Here is a 16,545-nt window from a genome sequence, read left to right as displayed (position 1 = left end):
CCGGCCCTTCGCTTGCGCCAACAGCCCGGACCATCGGTGATATTCCCCGATGAGCGGGCGTTCGACACCAGCCTAACGACAGGCGGTCGTAGGAGGCAGAGCGCCTCACTCGCCCGAACATCACACTCCAGACAGCTGTGTGCCGAGATCGTCGGCGCGTCGTACCCAATTCCGACTCGCTTACACCAGAATCTTGCGCATCTGACGAAATGGTCGCAAGATTGTTATGCAGCTGATTCCTACAGTTCAACTTCGCTCAGTTTTACATCTCGCGAGCAGTTCAGCGCAGAACAGTCCCGCATCCGCCGCCGTGTCCGGCGCGGGTGAATCTTCGCCACGTCGAACCGAAGGAAGGTTGGACCCCGCGCGGGTCGGATCCAGGTGGACTACAACACAATTGGGAGTGCAGCGTGACCACGCTTCTCGATACCACCCTCGAAGTTCGTTGCGTGCAGTACCGGCGCGAATTTCATCTCCCGGCATCGATAGATCCCACGTCACGACACATTCTTCTGGAGATAGGCAGCCGTTACGGCGCCGTCACCATGCCCGCCGAACTAGGCGAACGCGTGCTCGCACGGCTCACCCAGGCCGAACTGGCCGGGCCCGTCGTACATCATCCCCGCGCGCGGCGCTGGACCTTCATCACCGGTCCCGCCCGGCCGGAGACGCTGAGCACCCCGGTCGGCGCGGCACTGTTCCGGATGTACGCCACCGTCGCGTGCGCCGGGGCCCAGGTGGTGCTGCCGTCCGCCGATGACGAGCGGACGGGCTACCGCACCTGGATTCAGCCGCCCGAGACGGTCAGCTCGGTGCCGCCGCTGGAAGCGGTGGTCGAGGCCCTACTGGGCCGCTGACGCCTCCACCGCAATCACCTTCTGCCGCAAGGCTTCCACCGTCGCGGCCGGATCGGCGGTGTTGTAGACGGCGGAACCCGCTACGAAACAGTCGATTCCGGCTTCGGCGGCCTGCTCGATGGTGTCCATATTGATGCCGCCGTCGATCTCCACCACCAGGCGCAGCTCACCGGAATCGACCAGGCGGCGCACGATGCGGGCCTTCTCCAGCACCTCGGCGATGAACGACTGACCGCCGAAGCCGGGTTCGACGCTCATCACCAGCAGGGTGTCGAAATCGCGCAGGATCTCCAGGTACGGCTCGATCGGGGTGCCGGGTTTCACCGACAGCCCGGCCTTCGCACCGGCCGCGCGGATATCGCGGGCAACGGCGATCGGATTATCGGTCGCCTCGGCGTGGAAGGTGACGTTGTACGCGCCCGCCTCCGCATAGCCCGGCGCCCAGCGCTCGGGATCCTCGATCATCAGATGGCAGTCCAGCGGAATGTCCGTGGCCTTCAACAGACTCTGCACCACCGGCAGGCCCAGCGTCAGGTTCGGCACGAAGTGGTTGTCCATCACATCCACGTGCACCCAATCGGCTCCCGCGATGGCCTTCACCTCATCCCCGAGGCGCGCGAAATCGGCGGACAGGATGGACGGCGCGATCATGGGCGCGGGCCGCGTGAAAGGAGAGGATGGGGTGCACACACGCGGCAGTCTAACGGTCGCCGCACCCCCGAACCCCGGATAGTCGCGTGGCAGCCCGCCGGCGAACTCGATCGAGCGGGGTGAGCACGGATCCGGGTGGTGGATCGCGGCCATTGCGCTGATTGCGGGGCGCGGAAATGGGTAGCCTAGTGCAGGTGATCAACATTTCGGCGGAAAAAGGGGTCCGCGCCACACCGGTCGAGATCGGTGTCGCCGCGTCCGTCTCCCAGTTGCCCATCGTGCGCGGACTCGCCGAAACCCTGGTGCTACTCAGTGAATTCACCCTGGACGAGGTAGCCGACATCCGGCTCGCCGTGGACGAGGCCGCCTCCACGGTCATCGCGCTGGCCGTACCCGGGTCGACACTGCAGTGCGTGTTCACCGTGGGTGACAGCGATTTGGTGATTCGGGTCAGCGGAATCGCGGGCTCGGAAGGGTTGCCGAACCAGCACAGCTTCGGCTGGCACGTACTGCGCACCCTGGCCGATGAGGTGACGGCCAACCAGGGCGCATACGATCCGGCAATCTCCGGATACCCGACGACGGTGGAGTTCCGGCGGGTCCGGGGGAAGGCGTAGTGACCGACGAGGACATGGTGTTCGCCTCGCCAGACGCGTCGCAGCCCGATTCGCCCGATTCCGGGCATAGCGCCCCCGATTCCAGACCGAAGCGCGGGGTGACCGTCTCGAGCGGAACGGCCGCGCCGGACAGTGCGGCCACCCCCGAAACCGCTGCCGCCGAAGCGAAAACACCGCAGGACGCCACCTCGCCCGAGGCTACGCCGGCCGACGGTGAGGACGACGCCGAGAACAACGAAGCGGCCGAGAACGATGACACGGTCGACGCCGAGGAAATCGAAGAGGTCGCCGAGGAAGTCGCGCGCAGCGGCTCCGGATACGACGATGTGGCAGCGCTGTTCGAGCAATTGGCCGCCACCGAGCCGGATTCCGCGCGCCGCGCCGCACTACGCGGCCAGCTGATCAACCGGTGCATACCGCTCGCCGATCACATCGCCCGCAAATTCAGCGGGCGCGGTGAACCCTTCGACGATCTCACCCAGGTCGCCCGGGTCGGCCTGGTGCACGCGGTGGACCGATTCGATATCGGGCGCGGCTCCAACTTCCTGTCCTTCGCGGTGCCCACCATCATGGGCGAGGTCCGCAGATACTTCCGCGACAACACCTGGGCCATGCGAGTTCCGCGGCGGGTCAAGGAAACTCACCTGCGCATCGGCGCGGCCATCGACGCGCTCTCCCAGCAGCTCGGCCGCTCCCCCACCGCCAAGGAGATCGCGGCCCAACTCGGCATCGATCCGGATGAGGTGACCCAGGCCGTCATCGCCGGAAACGCCTACCAGCCCAGCTCCATCGACGCGGTCTCGGTCGGCCGCGATACCGAAGCCTCACTGCTGGACACCCTCGGCGAGGAGGAATCCCAATTCGATCGGGTCGAGGAGTACGTGGCCATCCGGCCGCTGCTCGCCGGACTGCCCGAACGCGAGCGGCGCATCCTCACCATGCGGTTCTTCGAATCCATGACCCAGACCCAGATCGCCCAGCAGATGGGGATCTCACAAATGCATGTGTCCCGAATCCTCGCGAAAACCCTTGCGCGCCTGCGGGAGCAGTCCGCCCGCGAATGAGTGCCGGGCAAGCAATGGGCTTGCCTGCGCCCGCCGCCGGTGGAACGATCGAGGCCACTCGGCACGCACCGCAACCTGGCGGGACCATGACGCAGTACCGCGATCAGCACATCGTGAATCAGATCGACCAGCTCGTGAACGAACAGCTGGCCGACGGAGAACCACGCACCGGCTACGACTACGGCGATCCGGATTTCCCGCGCTGCCCGCACCCCTGGTGCGATGAGGAATGGCATGGGCTGCCGATCACCACGCGCATGGCCGAAATGCGGTGGCGCGGTGAGGTGGATCCCGGATACCGATATCCCGATGATCAGTCGCCGGTGCTGTGCCCCGGATCCGATGATCCGGGCGATTTCACACCCGCCGATCGATTCCGGGCGCTGGCCGAGCTGCGGCATACGGTGTCGGCGGCGCGCACCATCACCCGGCGCACCCGGACCCAGCCGCAATGGTGGTGCTGCTTCCATATCGCGGATCTGACCATCAACTCGGTGGTTCGCTACGGCAGCGGGCGGCCGCAGCGATTCCTCGAGGTGAATGGCGAAACCATCGAGCTGATACCGGATTCCGATGGCAGCTGCATGCTCGGGCGCACCGATCTCGGACCGGATGACACCGAGCGGCCGCAGTGGATGGCGATCCGCTGCCGCCGCGCGCCACGGGCGGGCGTATGGGTGTCATGGCGGCCGAATCCGCCCGCGCGGCAATGAGGAAGGCGTAGGACTGAAAATGCGGCCCGCGATTCACGGGCCACATTCCTCGATTACATCCGATTCATTCGAGCGGTTTGCGCAGGGCCGCGACGAACATGGCGTCGGTGCCGTGGCGGTGCGGCCAGAGCTGTGCGCCCGGGCCGTCGCCGAGATCCGGTACGCCCGGGAGCAATTCGCGGGTGTCCAGCTGTTCGGCGCCGGTGCGGCGCACCATATCGGAGACCACCGAAACCGTCTCCGGGAGGTGCGGGGAACAGGTCGAGTAGACGACCACGCCGCCGGGGCGGACCAGATCCCATGCGGCGCTGAGCAATTCGCGCTGCAATTTGACCAGGTCCTTGACGTCCGAGGGCTGCCTGCGCCAGCGTGCCTCCGGGCGACGGCGCAGCGCGCCCAGTCCGGTGCACGGGGCGTCGACCAGGATGCGGTCGTAGCCCGGGGTGAGTCCGCTCTCGCGGCCGTCGGCGATATGGATATCGACCGGCAGCCCACAAGCCGCCTGCCGCACCAGGTCGGCGCGATGTTCGGCGGGTTCGACGGCGTCGATGTGGAAGCCGTCGATATCGGCGATCGCGCCCAGCAGTGCGGTCTTACCGCCCGGTCCGGCGCACAGATCCAGCCAGCGGCCGCCATCGGGGCCCTCCAGGGGTGCGCGCGTAACCGCAAGCGCGACAAGCTGACTGCCCTCGTCCTGAACGGCGGCCATACCCTCGCGCACCGGCTCCAGCTTGCCCGGATCGCCACTCTCGAGATAGACGGCGTACGGCGACCACTTACCTTCCTCGCCACCGCTGACCAGCGCCAACTCCTCGGCACTGATCTCACCCGGCCGGGCGACGAGATGCACGGTGGGCCGGGCGTCATCGGCCGCGAGCACCTCCTGCAACTCCCCTGCCCGCGCGCCGAGCGCATCGGCGAACGCCTGCGCGATCCACACCGGATGTGCGTATTCGAAAGCCAAGTGCCCCAGCGTGTCCTGTGGCGCGAGCTGCTCGACCCATTCCTCGGCCGTCTTCTCCGCCACCCGCCGCAGCACCGCGTTCACGAAACCCGCACGCCCCGCGCCATATTCGGCCCGAGCCAACGCGACCGAGGTATCCACCGCCGCATGCGCCCCGATCCGGGTCCGCAACAGCTGATAGGTCCCCAACCGCAAAGCATCCAGCAGCGGCCCATCGATCTCCTCGACCGACCGCCCCGCGCCGGCCTCGATCACCGCATCCAGCAACCCCAGCGACCGCGCCGCCCCATAGGTCAACTCTGTAGCCAGCGCAGCATCCCGCCCACTGATCTTCCGCTCCCGCAACAACCCCGGCAGCACCAGATTCGCGTAAGCATCCCGCTCCCGCACCGCCCGCAACACATCCCGGGCGACAACCCGCACCGGATCCACCCCATGCACGGCCGCAGCGGCCTTCCCGCCCGCAGCACCGGACTTGGACCCACCGGACTTGCCAGCGGCCGCACGCGGTTTCGCACCCGACCCAGCGGAATCACGCCCACTGGAAACGGCCTTGCCGCGCTGCTGATCACGCTGCGCCGCAACAGATTCCCGCTTACCACGAGGACGTCCGGCATCGTCGCGCTTACCGCTCGGGGCAGTGAATCCGGCACCTGCACCACCGGACTTTCCGCCGGTTGCGCGGGAGTCCTGGCGGCCGGACTGAGCCGTACGCTCGCCGGACGCACGGCCAGAGCCGGAGCGTTCGGAGGTGCCGCGCGGAGAATCGGGCTTGCCCGCGGTGTAGGAGCGCTTGGTGTCGCTGTCTGGGCGCGCCGACTTGTATTGGCGTGAGCCGCCGGTGTTGTCGCTGCGGTTCGGCTCGCCGGGCGCCGTGGCGGGCTTGCCGTATGGCGCGTTGGCCGCGCGTGGACGCCAGTCGCGGCGCACGGGCTTGGCGGGGCGGTCGTCGCGACCGGCGCGAGCGCCGCTATCGCGACGGTCGGTACCAGCGGAACGAGGTGTGCCCGTATCGCGGGCGGTGCCGCTGTCTCGGCGGTCGGTGCCGCCGGTGCGGGGAGTGCCGTTGTCGCGGCGCCGGCTGTTTCCGTCGGCGCGGCTTGCGCTTTGGCGGAGGCTGCGTTTACCGGTGGAATCGTCCCGCTCGGGGCGGGTCATTCGGTGACCGCGCCGGGCTGGAGGCGGGCGCCGCGCGCCCAGTCGAGGGCAGGCATCATGCGCTTTCCTTGGGGTTGGACCTCGGTGAGGCGGACGGCTGTGGTGGCGGTGCCGATGAAGACGCCCGACTTGCGGACCTCGATCTCGCGTACGGGGAGGGTTTCCTCCACCATTTCGACGGGGCCGAGCTTGATGCGCTTACCGTCGACCTCCGTCCAGGCTCCGGGGTTGGGGGTGACCGCGCGAATGCGGCGGTTGATGGCGAGGGCGGGCTCGTCCCAGCGCACGCGGCCCGCTTCGACTTCCACCTTGGGGGCGTAGGAAACGCCATCGGCGGATTGCGGAACCGAGTGCAGCGCACCGGCTTCCACCCCGTCGAGGGTGGATTCCAAAAGGTGCGCGCCACTTTCGGCGAGGCGCTCGAGCAGAATGCCCGAAGTATCGGTGACCCGGACCTTTTCGGTGACGGTGCCGAACACCGGCCCGGTATCGAGGCCCTTCTCGATCAGGAAGGTGGACGCGCCGGTGATCTCGTCACCGGCCAGGATCGCCGCCTGCACCGGGGCCGCACCACGCCAGGCGGGCAGCAGCGAGAAATGCAGGTTGATCCACCCGTGCCGCGGAATCGCCAGCACCCGCTCGGGCAGCAGCGCACCGTATGCCACCACCGGGCAGCAATCCGGCGCGAGCTCGGTCAATTGCTCGATGAATTCGGGTTCGGACGGCTTACGCGGCGTGAACACCGGGATCCCGTACTCATCGGCGAGCAGTCCGATGGGCGAACGCGTCACCTTGCGCCCGCGCCCGGCCACCGCGTCCGGCCGGGTCACCACCCCGACCACTTCGTGCCGCTCCGATTCGATGAGCCGCCGCAGCGACGGCACCGCCGGTTCGGGCGTGCCAGCGAAGACCAAGCGCATCAACGACTCCGTTCCCTGGTGCGACGGCCACCGCCGATCTCGGACGCGGCCAGCACCGTGATTCCCTGTGTGAACCAAGACGATTCACGCAGGGTGCGCATCGCCTCCTTACGCACGGCCGGATCCAGCCGCTGCAGGAACAGCACACCGTCGAGATGATCGGTCTCATGCTGTACGCATCGGGCCAGCAGCCCTTCCGCCCGGAACTCGACCGCCGCGCCGTCCATATCGACGCCGCGCGCGATCACCGTATTCGCTCGCGAAACATCCTCGCGCACACCGGGAATCGACAGGCAGCCCTCGGGCCCGATCTGTGTCTCATCGCCGATCACCTCGAAGACCGGATTGATCAGATGCCCCTGCGCGTCCCCGGTGTCGTACACGAACACCCGCAACCCCACCCCGATCTGCGGCGCGGCCATGCCGACCCCACCGCTCTCGTACATGGTGTCGAGCAGATCGGTCACCAACTGACGCACCTGCGGATCGAAGGTCTCGACCTCCGCCGCGCGAGCGCGCAGGATCGGATCGCCGAACAGGCGGACGGGCTGGATGGTCACGGACTACTCCCGGTGCGAACGAATACGGTCGTCTCATTTTACGGATAAGAACGAACCGCCACGCCGCGCACCGGGCCGCGACCACCTCAGGAATGTGCCGCCAGCACCACTTCACTGATACCGGTGCCCAGCGCGACCGGCACGCAGGCCGGTGTCACCGCGTGATCCGGATCGAGCGCGTTGCGCACCAACTGCTGCACGTATGGGTCGTAGACCTCGTGGAAGTGTCCGGTCTTGTTCACCGCGCACAGGTCCTGCAACACCACATTGGTCGCGTCGGCACCGCGCAGGGCGATGTTCTCGAAGGGCTGGATCATCTCATCGACCCGACTGCCGATTGTGGTGTAGCGCACGCCGGGCACGGTGTCGCCACCCGCGTTCAGCTCACTGATGAATGCCGAACCGGCCGCCTGCTGGACCGCCGCGACGGAACTGAACAGTTCGGCGACGGTGTAGAGCGCGGGCACCTGCTGGGCCACGGGCACCAGGCCGTACATGACACCGCCGTAGCTGGGTGAGGCCACGCCGACCCACTGGCCGACCTTCGCCGCGCCGTCGAGTTTGTTGATGAAATAGCGAGTTACGCTGGCGCCCTGGGAGAATCCGACCATATCGACCTTGGCGGCCCCGGTCGCGGCGAGCACCTGATCGACGAACGCGCCGATCTGCGCCGAGCTGGCCCACACATCCTCGGTGCCGTAGCTCTTACCGCCCGGCTTACCGCCGTAATTCACCGCGAAAACGCAGAATCCGGCCTGTACGAGTTGCGGGCCGATGACCGAGAAGTCGGAATAGGCCGAGGAATCTGTGCCGTGTGCCAGAACGACCGGACGCGGATGGTCAGCGTTCGGCTTGCACGCGAAGTTGTTCGTCCCCTCCGGCGTGGCGTTCGGATGCAGCTTCAAATAGTTGGCCGCGGCGAGCGGACCGTCCTGCGGCGGGCCGGGTTCGGTCGGCACCACCGGCGGCAGAAAGAAGATCGTCCCTGCCACCGGCTGCCCCGAGGGCTGTGCCGCCGATTCGACCGGCATCGCCGTCATACCCGCAATAACCCCGAGCACCATCACCCCGACCGGTGCGACGCTGCGCAACAGCGACTTTCGCGACCGGCTCCTCCGAATTCCCATATAGGAATGATCGCTTGTGAGGGGTCACAATGCCTACCTGGTTGCGGTGTTGTGACCCCACTACTTTTCGGGTGTGTCGTCTTCGGCGAGGATCCGGTAGAGCGACCGGCGCGCCTCGGTGAGTACCTCCGCGGCCTTGGCGGCCTGATCCGGTGTGCCCGCCGCGGCGACCTGTGCGGCCGCGCCCATGAGCTGACCGATCAGCGCGCGCAGATCGAGCGCCTGATCGCCGACGCCGTCCTTGACGTCCTGCCAGGGATCGCCCAGTTCAGCGCGGTTCTCCTCCAGGTACGCGGTGCCTGCCTCGGTGAGCTTGGCGGTCTTGCGACCGGCCACCTTCTCGATGATGACCAAACCCTCGTCCTCGAGCTGCGACAGCGCGGGGTAGATGGAACCCGGGCTCGGACGCCATACGTCCTGGCTCTTCTCGCGGATCTGCTGGATCAGCTCGTAGCCGTGCATGGGCCGCTCCTGCAGCAGCAGCAGGATGGCGGCGCGGACATCACCGCGACGACCACGTCCACCGCGACCGCGTCCACGACCGAAGTGCGGGCCGCCACCGGGACCGAAACCGCCCGGGCCGAAACCGCCGGGACCGAATTCCGGGCCGAAACCACGGCCGTGACCGTGGCGATGCGGACCGTTCTCACGCGGGCCGAATTCGCCGCGTCCACCGCGTCGCATCCGCGGGTGTTCGGGGCCCTGCTGCTCATCGCTACGCAGTCGCCGCCAGGGCCCGCGGCCCCTGTTGTCAAAGTTCTCCATGCGTTCCATGGTGTGCCTCCTAAAGGCTTCGTCGTTGTTCTTGACGCTATCAACGATATATCGGCAATCTGTCGACAGCAAGTGTGTCCTGGGACACGAACCTGCCGGTTTGGTTCTTTAGGCGGGACGGGCGATCAAACCGCGCGAGGCGACGATATCGCGCAGGGCGCTCGGGCGATCCAGCACCGACACCGGATCCACCAGCGCGAACTCGCAGCCGAGAGCCGTTGCGCCGCCGTCGGCTTCGGCGCTGTCACCGATCATCAGGGCTTTCTCGGGGGCAACGCCCAGGCTGGTGAGAGCGGATTCGAAGATACGCGGGTCCGGCTTCACCGCACCCACTTCGAAGGACAGGGTGAACTCGTCGATATAGCCGTCCCAGCCCCGGCTGCTGAACGCCGGGCGGATATCCCAGGCGATATTGCTGACGATGGCCACCGGCACTCCGCGCTCATGCAGTGCGCGCAGGACCTCATCGGTATCGGGATAGGGGGTCCACATCACCGCGTCGAGCATGCGCTCGTAGATCTGCGTGGCCGGCACCTCCGGCACACCCTTGCGGGTGAGGGTCTGCATATAGGCGATGCGGTGCAGGGCGGGATCGAGATCCCTTCGCTCCCAGGCATATTGGCCCTCCTCGTCGAGTTCGACGAATTGGCCGACCGGCGCGGTCATCGCGCGCATGATCGCGGCGACCTCGTGGGTATCGAGGGGACGACCGTCGCCGTCGGTCAGATCGGCGTTCTGGTATTCCGATTCCTCGAATCGGAATACGGTGCCGGAGAAGTCGAAGAGAACCGCCTCGATCGCCATATCGCCACCCTACACAGCGGGTTTCCGGCGCACTGTGGCGTTGCTCGCACTCCTCAACTTGTCTGAGGAGTTTGCTACGGTGGAGGGATGACGGACTCCCCGGTGCTCCAGGTCGACGCGGTCGATGTCGTGCGGGACGGAAACGCTATCCTGCAGGCGGTTTCATTGACCGTGCGCGCGGGCGAGCACTGGGCGCTACTGGGGCCGAACGGGGCGGGTAAGACCACATTGCTGCGCATGCTGGGCGCGTTCGAGCATCCCACGCGCGGGACCGTCGAAGTGCTCGGCAAACGGCTCGGGCGGGTGGATATGCGCGAATTGCGCACGGCCATCGGGCATGTCGACCCGCGGCATGCGCCGCGCAGTCCATTGACAGTGCACGAGGTCGTGCTGACGGGCATCACCAATACCGCGGAGCTGGTGCCGCGCTGGCAGCCCAGCGCCGAACAGCTCGCCGAAGCCGATCGGCTGATCGACATGCTCGGTCTCGCGCACCGGCATGACGCGCCCTGGCCGATTCTGTCGCAGGGGCAGCGCGGACGGGCGCTCATCGCTCGCGCGCTCATGCCGAGACCGCGACTGCTGCTGTTGGACGAGCCCGCCACCGGGCTCGATCTCGCTGGGCGCGAACAACTTCTGGAGCGGATCGACGTGCTTCAGCATGCGCACCCCGAGCTCGCGTCGGTGCTGGTCACTCACCATCTCGAGGAACTCCCGCCGGGGACCACGCATGCCATGCTGCTGCGCGATGGTCGTGCGCTGGTGAGCGGACACGTTGATGAGGTGGTCACGACCGAGCACATCAGCGACGCCTTCGATCACCCCGTGCGGATCATTCGCTCGGACGGCCGCTGGAGTGTGCGCCCGGCGCAACCCGCGCTGAGCTGAGCCGACTCTCCCACAACCCATTCCAGGGCTCGGAGGATTGCGGGCGCTCAAGCCAGGGAATCGATCCAGCGCTCCAGGCGACGCCCCTCCCCCGCCATCATCTCCGGGTCACGGAAGGTGTTGGTGAGCAGTGAGATTCCCTGATACGACGCGAAGAGCGCGACCGCGAGTTCACGGGCGTCCTCGCGACCCATTGCCGCGAACTGGGATTCGATCCAGTCCAGCAGGGCGCGCATGACATCGGCCAGCTCCTGATCCAGGCCGTCGGCGCGCTTATCCAGTTCGGTGGCGAGACTGCCGGAGGGGCAACCGAATTGGACGGCGGTATCGCGCTGGTCGACCCAGCCGCGCACCAGTGCCTTGAGTCGCTCGACCGGACTGTCGAACTGTTCCAGCGCGGCGATGATCTCCTTCGCGGTGCGGTCGTGCGCACCGATCGCCGCCTGGACCAGCTGATCCTTGGTCTTGAAGTAGTAGTAGACGTTTCCCACCGGTACCTCGGCGGCGCGCGCGATATCGGCGATGGTGGTCTTCTCCACGCCCTGTTCGTGGAAGACCTTGGCGGCCGCATCGGCCAGCCGCTCGCGCTTACCCGCGCCGCGACCCACTGAGTTAGTCATACAACTCACTATAGACAACCGCCGATCGAATGCTCTACGGTCTTGTTAGTCAGTCAACTAACTCAGGAGCGAAAATGATCGTGGTAACCGGGGCAACGGGCAATGTCGGCAGCACCGTGGTGCGGATCCTCGCCGATGCGGGCGAGAAGGTGGTCGCGGTATCGCGCGGCACCAAGCCGGTGGAACTGCCCGCGGGCGTCGAGCACCGCACCGGCGATGTGGGCGATCTCGCCAGCCTGGCCGAGGTCGCGGCCGGAGCGGACGCACTGTTCCTGCTCATCACCGGTGAGCAGCTGGTGTCCGGGCCCGAACCGGAGGAGATTCTCGAAACCCTTGCCGCGCAGGGCGTTCGGCGGGTGGTGTTCCTGTCCTCGCAGGGTGCGGTGACACGGGCCGAGAGCGCGGGCTATGCCCGCACCATCGCGTTCGAAAAGGCTTTGGCGGCATCGGATCTGGAGTGGACCTCGGTGCGGCCGGGTGCGTTCGCCAGCAATACCTTCGCGTGGATCGAACCCGTGCGAACCCAGCGCATGGTGCCCGCACCGTTCGGGGATGTCGGGCTGCCGGTGGTCGATCCGGGCGATATCGCGGCGGTGGCAGCGGCCGCGCTGCGCGAGGACGGGCATCACGGGCAGGCGTACACGGTGACGGGCCCGGCGGTGATCACGCCGCGGGAACAGGCGGAGGCGCTGGCGGCCGCGCTCGGGGAGCCGCTGCGGTTCGTCGAGTTGACCCGCGACGAGGCCAAGGTCAACATGCTGCGCTTCATGCCGGAATCCGTTGCGGATCACACGCTTTCGATTCTCGGCGAGCCGACCGCGGCGGAGCAGAAGGTCAGCTCGGACGTGCAGCGCGTATTGGGCCGCCCGGCGACCAGCTATGCCGAATGGGCTCGGCGCGTCGCGCCCGCGTACCGCTGAAGCCGACACAACCCCTTGCCGATTTAGTACGCACACGCTTATCGTCTACACATGCATACTAAATCTGACCTCTTCTCCGACGGCACCGTGCTGATGCCGTGGAATCCCGGACCCCGCCAAGACCTCTCCGGTGACGTTTTCGTCAGCGTGACCGACTTCCTGGCGGGGTCGGACGAGGAGGTTCGAACCATCTACGAGATCGGGCTGGAACTGGGCCGGACCTGGCCGGTCATGCAGGGCGCGGTCGGGCTGTGGCTGTGGGGCAGGCCCGCCGAACGGCGCGGCGGATCCATCACGGTGTGGGAATCCGAACGCGATATGCGGCGATTCGTGCGCTGGCCGGTGCACACCGCGATCGTCAAGGCGTGGCGGGGCAGGGTCGGTATCGGAACCGACTCGTGGCCGGCCGAGCGGTTCGACGCGGAGCAGATTCTGACCCGCGCCGCGGACACGATCGAACGGCCGCACCGCACCGCCGCATAATCTTGTCCGCATGAGGACAACCCGCCCGGATCTGGCAGCGATGATCGTTCCCCTCGGCCGCGCGCTGATGGCGGCCGAGCAGCCGATCCTGGCGGCACACGGGGTGAGCATGTGGGCATACGTCGTACTGCTCGCCCTGGGCGAGGGACCCGCACGCGGACAGGGGGTGCTCGCCCAGGAGATCGGCGCGGACAAGACCCGCATCATCGCCGTACTCGACGACCTGCAAGCCCGCGGCCTCATCGAACGCACCCCCGACCCGGCCGACCGCCGCGCCCGCCTGCTCGCCCTCACCCCGGCCGGACGCCGACTACGCGATGCGGCGCAAGCCGATATCCAGGCTCGCGAAGACCGTCTGCTCGACCGCATCCCGGCCGCCGACCGCCGTGGCTTCCTCAACGCGCTGACCGCGCTGGCCGCGCTTCCACGTCACGAGGTCACCGGCGAGTAGCGCCGAACGCGGCAGCGGCCGTATTCCACTGTCCGGCACGGGCTCTCAGCCGATATCGACCGGATCGATCTGCACGCGCAACGGGTCGTCGGACTTGTGGGTGCTGCGCACGGCCTGGGCGATGCTCAATGCTTTGGACAGCGAAGATCCGGCCGAGCGGTCCACGCGCAGAATCATCCGCTCCACTTCGGCGGGAGAATCGCCGGAGGAGAACGGCTTTCGCGCACCGGGCGGCAGTGGGACCGGGCCGAGTACCTCGACCACGTCGGGAAGCTTTGCCTCGGCGAGCAATTCGGCGATCGAATCGGCGGTGCCGTCGATGGCGGCGAGCCGAACGGCGGGCGGGAACCGCACATCGATCCGCTCCCCCAGCTCGAACTGGGCGTGCCCCACCGGATCCCAGCGCAAGAATGCCTGCACGGTCGCCAACGCCGGATCCGCCATGACGATCACCTGCCCACCGGAACGCACCAATGCCGCGGCCGACATCCACCGTCGCATCGCATCCTCCGCCGCCCGCAAATCCTCACGCCCGAGCAGCGCCCACCCGTCCAGCAGCATCGCCACCGAATACCCGCCCGGCACAGACGGTTCCGCCCCGATAGTGGACACCACCACCTGTGGCCCCTCCGGCACCGAACTCAATACGGTCGACCCACCCGACCCCCGCACCGGCACACCCGGAAAGGCCCGTCCCAGTTCTTCAGCGGTTCGCGCGGCACCGATGACAACCGCCCGCAATGCCCTCGAACCGCAAGCCCCGCACCGGAATGCCGCCTCGGTGATCCCACACCACCGGCACGCCGGACTGTGCGCCACTTCCGAACCGCCACGCGGTGTTCCAACTCCCACCGCCACGCCCAGATCAACCCGATCCCGCGCACCCCGGGCCTGCGCTCCCGTGCCGTAACCGCGCCCGCCACCATCGCGTCCGGGATTCCCCCAGCCGCCCGCGGCCGCACGGTCACCCGCGTCGGTCCGGCCGCCGGAAGATCCGCGGTCCCCCGGGTCGCCCCATCCGCTTGCGGCAGCCCGGCCGCCGGAAACCCCGCGGTCACCCGGGTCGCTCCACGCGCCGGAGGCCCCGCGATCATCCGTCTGCGCCCACGCGGTGGTATTTCCGCGCCCACCGGAACCGCGCGTGCGCGCTCCGCCGTCGCGTCCTTGCGCGCCGGGACCGGGCGCACCCCAATCGTTCTCGAAATTCAGCCCCTGCTGCTCGTACTCGCCGCTCTGCTGGGGTCCCCGGCCCTGCGCGCCCGAGGGTCCCTGCGAGGCGGCGCGGCCCCGACCGGCCGGACTCGCGCCGCGCTGATCAGAGGTCGTCCCGCGACCGGCACCTCGGCCCGCATCCGATGCGGCGGCGGTACCGCGCGCCGTCGTGGCTTTGCCCGCGGTCGAAGCGCGGATGTTGTTGTCCGGCAAGGCCAATGGGCCGTTGCAGTGGCGACATCGGGCCGGGGTGCGGCATTTCGAGCAGGACAGGGCGGGGATGTAGCCGCGGCGGGGGACCTGGACCAACACGGGTTCGCCCGCTGCGAGTGCGCGGCGGGCGGCCATGAACGCGGCCGCCGGGATGCGGATCGCCCGTGCCATCGGGTCGCGTTCCAGGGCGGCGTCGGTATCTCCGGGGGCGATGAGACGGGGCATCACCTGCCGCAGCAGACTGCGTTCGGCGAGCAGGTCATGGGCCCAACCGGATTCGACGATCGCCTGGACCTCGGCCGTGCGCGCGAAACCGGCCGCGACGAATGCCGCCCCGGTCTCGTGCGCGCGCAACATCGCCACTTCCCGCGCATGCGGATAGGGCGACCGAGGCTCCGCGTAGGTGTCATCCCCGTCATCCCAAATAGCGATGAGCCCAAGGTCTTTCACCGGCGCGAACACCGAGCTGCGGGTCCCGACCACCACCCGAGCCGTCCCACGCAAAGCGGCCAGCCATCGCCGATACCGCGCCGAAGGCCCCAACCCGGCCGCCAACCCCACCGCCGACTCCCCCACCAGCGCAACACATTCCGTCAGCACGCGATCCAGATCCCGCTGATCCGGCACCATCAGAATCGCACTGCGCCCACTCCCCACGGTCGTGGCCGCCAACTCCGCCAACCGCCGCGCCCAATCCTCCCCCGGCAACGCCTGCCACGCCGCCCGCGGCCCCCGCCCAGCCGCCACCGCACCGAGGAACGAATGCCCATGCGCATACCGACCCCAGTCGGGGTACAACTCCGAAACTTCCTGCCCCGCCACAGCTTCAGCAAGACCGGGGGCCGGTTCCGCGTCGCCCTCCACCACGTCCGGCGCGGACGCGGCCGGTGAAAGTTCCTCCAGCGCAACAGCAGTCGTGGGCTGTTCGGTGATGCCCGTGTCCGGTGATGATTCGACTGCTGCCGGAGCGGTTTCCGGGAGAGCGTCGTGTTGATCGGGCGCGCTGTCCGGGATCGGGTCGGCCGGGTCGTCGAGGTCGATCGGGGCGGGTTCGGCGGCAACGGCTTTCGCGGCGGCGGCCTTACCGCGGCGCTTCTTCGGAGTGGCGGGTTTGGGGGTCGCGCCTTCCGCTTCGACTTTGGCGTGGCGGGGTGGGATGGCCAGGCGCAGGACATCGGCTCGGGTGCCCGCGTAGCGGGCGGCGACGGCGGTGACGAGGCGCAGGATCTCCGGGGTGAGGACCTTTTCGGGGGAGACCACTCGGTCGAGGCGGACGAGTTTGCCTGTGTGGGAGGTCTTTTCGAGGCGTTCGAGAACGTAGCCGTCGATGAGGCGGCCGGAGAAGCGGACTCGGACTCGGACACCGGGTTGGGCGTCGGCGTCGAACTCGGGGGGAACGAGGTAGTCGAAATCCCGGTCCAGGTGCGCCGGTTCGAGCAGGGGCAGGACCCGCGCGATGGGGCGGGGGGCGGCTACGACGGCGGGAGCGCCGGGCTCGGAGATGGTCTCCGTGCTCGGCGCTCCCGTCGATGCCTGTCCCGTGTCGGCC

At 68.0% G+C, this 16,545-nt stretch carries 16 protein-coding genes and 1 pseudogene; 8 read left to right on the top strand and 9 right to left on the bottom strand.

Annotated features, from left to right (window positions below; all coding sequences use genetic code 11):
• Positions 1 to 545 precede the first annotated feature (545 nt).
• Positions 546 to 857: a hypothetical protein gene (locus tag ACFC4D_RS08840; RefSeq protein WP_364632527.1), complete on the top strand. Its 312-nt coding sequence runs from the start codon at positions 546 to 548 to the stop codon at positions 855 to 857.
• On the opposite strand, the gene rpe is transcribed toward ACFC4D_RS08840, so the two are convergent.
• Positions 843 to 1,508 carry a ribulose-phosphate 3-epimerase gene (rpe, locus tag ACFC4D_RS08835; RefSeq protein WP_364632841.1) on the bottom strand — a complete coding sequence of 222 codons (666 nt, stop codon included), beginning with the start codon at positions 1,506 to 1,508 and terminating at the stop codon, positions 843 to 845. The two genes, ACFC4D_RS08840 and rpe, sit on opposite strands and share 15 nt — an antisense overlap.
• A gap of 194 nt (positions 1,509 to 1,702) precedes the next feature.
• On the opposite strand from rpe, the gene ACFC4D_RS08830 reads away from it, so the two are divergent.
• From ACFC4D_RS08830 to ACFC4D_RS08820, 3 genes are all read left to right on the top strand, one after another.
• Positions 1,703 to 2,125: an anti-sigma factor gene (locus ACFC4D_RS08830; RefSeq protein ID WP_375953389.1), complete on the top strand. Its 423-nt coding sequence runs from the start codon at positions 1,703 to 1,705 to the stop codon at positions 2,123 to 2,125.
• A 275-nt stretch (positions 2,126 to 2,400) separates the two neighbouring features.
• The gene (locus ACFC4D_RS08825; RefSeq protein ID WP_364632839.1) at positions 2,401 to 3,189 is read left to right on the top strand and encodes a SigB/SigF/SigG family RNA polymerase sigma factor; all 789 of its coding nucleotides are present in this window, start codon (positions 2,401 to 2,403) and stop codon (positions 3,187 to 3,189) included.
• 86 nt (positions 3,190 to 3,275) lie between these two features.
• On the top strand, positions 3,276 to 3,902 hold the full coding sequence (locus ACFC4D_RS08820; protein WP_364632523.1) for a hypothetical protein: 627 nt from the start codon (positions 3,276 to 3,278) through the stop codon (positions 3,900 to 3,902).
• Between the two features lie 64 nt (positions 3,903 to 3,966).
• On the opposite strand, the pseudogene ACFC4D_RS08815 reads toward ACFC4D_RS08820, so the two are convergent.
• From ACFC4D_RS08815 to ACFC4D_RS08790, 6 genes and pseudogenes are all read right to left on the bottom strand, one after another.
• Positions 3,967 to 5,286 (bottom strand): annotated as a pseudogene (locus ACFC4D_RS08815) (RsmB/NOP family class I SAM-dependent RNA methyltransferase); the annotation flags it as partial.
• A 734-nt stretch (positions 5,287 to 6,020) separates the two neighbouring features.
• Positions 6,021 to 6,944: a methionyl-tRNA formyltransferase gene (gene fmt / locus ACFC4D_RS08810; protein WP_375953392.1), complete on the bottom strand. Its 924-nt coding sequence runs from the start codon at positions 6,942 to 6,944 to the stop codon at positions 6,021 to 6,023.
• Complete coding sequence (gene def / locus ACFC4D_RS08805; RefSeq protein ID WP_375953394.1) at positions 6,944 to 7,504, bottom strand: peptide deformylase; 561 nt, start codon at positions 7,502 to 7,504, stop codon at positions 6,944 to 6,946. The genes fmt and def overlap by 1 nt, the downstream gene beginning before the upstream one ends.
• 86 nt (positions 7,505 to 7,590) lie before the next feature.
• Positions 7,591 to 8,631 carry a lipase family alpha/beta hydrolase gene (locus tag ACFC4D_RS08800; protein WP_375953396.1) on the bottom strand — a complete coding sequence of 347 codons (1,041 nt, stop codon included), beginning with the start codon at positions 8,629 to 8,631 and terminating at the stop codon, positions 7,591 to 7,593.
• Positions 8,632 to 8,691: 60 nt separating this feature from the next.
• Complete coding sequence (locus tag ACFC4D_RS08795) at positions 8,692 to 9,396, bottom strand: PadR family transcriptional regulator (protein WP_375953398.1); 705 nt, start codon at positions 9,394 to 9,396, stop codon at positions 8,692 to 8,694.
• A 117-nt stretch (positions 9,397 to 9,513) separates the two neighbouring features.
• Positions 9,514 to 10,209, bottom strand: coding sequence for an HAD family hydrolase (locus tag ACFC4D_RS08790; protein ID WP_376062292.1), 696 nt, complete (start codon positions 10,207 to 10,209; stop codon positions 9,514 to 9,516).
• Between the two features lie 87 nt (positions 10,210 to 10,296).
• On the opposite strand from ACFC4D_RS08790, the gene ACFC4D_RS08785 reads away from it, so the two are divergent.
• On the top strand, positions 10,297 to 11,097 hold the full coding sequence (locus ACFC4D_RS08785) for an ABC transporter ATP-binding protein (RefSeq protein ID WP_376062291.1): 801 nt from the start codon (positions 10,297 to 10,299) through the stop codon (positions 11,095 to 11,097).
• Between the two features lie 47 nt (positions 11,098 to 11,144).
• Here ACFC4D_RS08785 and ACFC4D_RS08780 read toward each other — a convergent pair whose 3' ends face one another.
• Positions 11,145 to 11,717 carry a TetR/AcrR family transcriptional regulator gene (locus ACFC4D_RS08780; protein ID WP_376062290.1) on the bottom strand — a complete coding sequence of 191 codons (573 nt, stop codon included), beginning with the start codon at positions 11,715 to 11,717 and terminating at the stop codon, positions 11,145 to 11,147.
• A gap of 74 nt (positions 11,718 to 11,791) precedes the next feature.
• Between ACFC4D_RS08780 and ACFC4D_RS08775 the strand changes: the two genes are divergently transcribed.
• The 3 genes from ACFC4D_RS08775 to ACFC4D_RS08765 are packed head-to-tail and all read left to right on the top strand — an operon-like array spanning position 11,792 to position 13,571.
• Positions 11,792 to 12,637: an SDR family oxidoreductase gene (locus tag ACFC4D_RS08775; protein ID WP_376062289.1), complete on the top strand. Its 846-nt coding sequence runs from the start codon at positions 11,792 to 11,794 to the stop codon at positions 12,635 to 12,637.
• A 51-nt stretch (positions 12,638 to 12,688) separates the two neighbouring features.
• A complete protein-coding gene (locus ACFC4D_RS08770) occupies positions 12,689 to 13,120 on the top strand; it encodes a hypothetical protein (protein ID WP_375953408.1) in 432 nt (143 codons plus the stop codon).
• A gap of 10 nt (positions 13,121 to 13,130) precedes the next feature.
• Positions 13,131 to 13,571 carry a MarR family winged helix-turn-helix transcriptional regulator gene (locus ACFC4D_RS08765; RefSeq protein ID WP_375953410.1) on the top strand — a complete coding sequence of 147 codons (441 nt, stop codon included), beginning with the start codon at positions 13,131 to 13,133 and terminating at the stop codon, positions 13,569 to 13,571.
• Between the two features lie 45 nt (positions 13,572 to 13,616).
• Here ACFC4D_RS08765 and ACFC4D_RS08760 read toward each other — a convergent pair whose 3' ends face one another.
• The gene (locus tag ACFC4D_RS08760) at positions 13,617 to 16,499 is read right to left on the bottom strand and encodes a primosomal protein N' (protein WP_376062707.1); all 2,883 of its coding nucleotides are present in this window, start codon (positions 16,497 to 16,499) and stop codon (positions 13,617 to 13,619) included.
• Positions 16,500 to 16,545: the final 46 nt, after the last annotated feature.

Origin of the sequence: Nocardia sp. NPDC056000, assembly GCF_042269265.1 — a bacterium.
Taxonomy (GTDB): Bacteria; Actinomycetota; Actinomycetes; order Mycobacteriales; family Mycobacteriaceae; genus Nocardia.
Note: the sequence above shows the minus strand (reverse complement) of the source record. Positions and strands in the feature narration are given on the sequence as shown.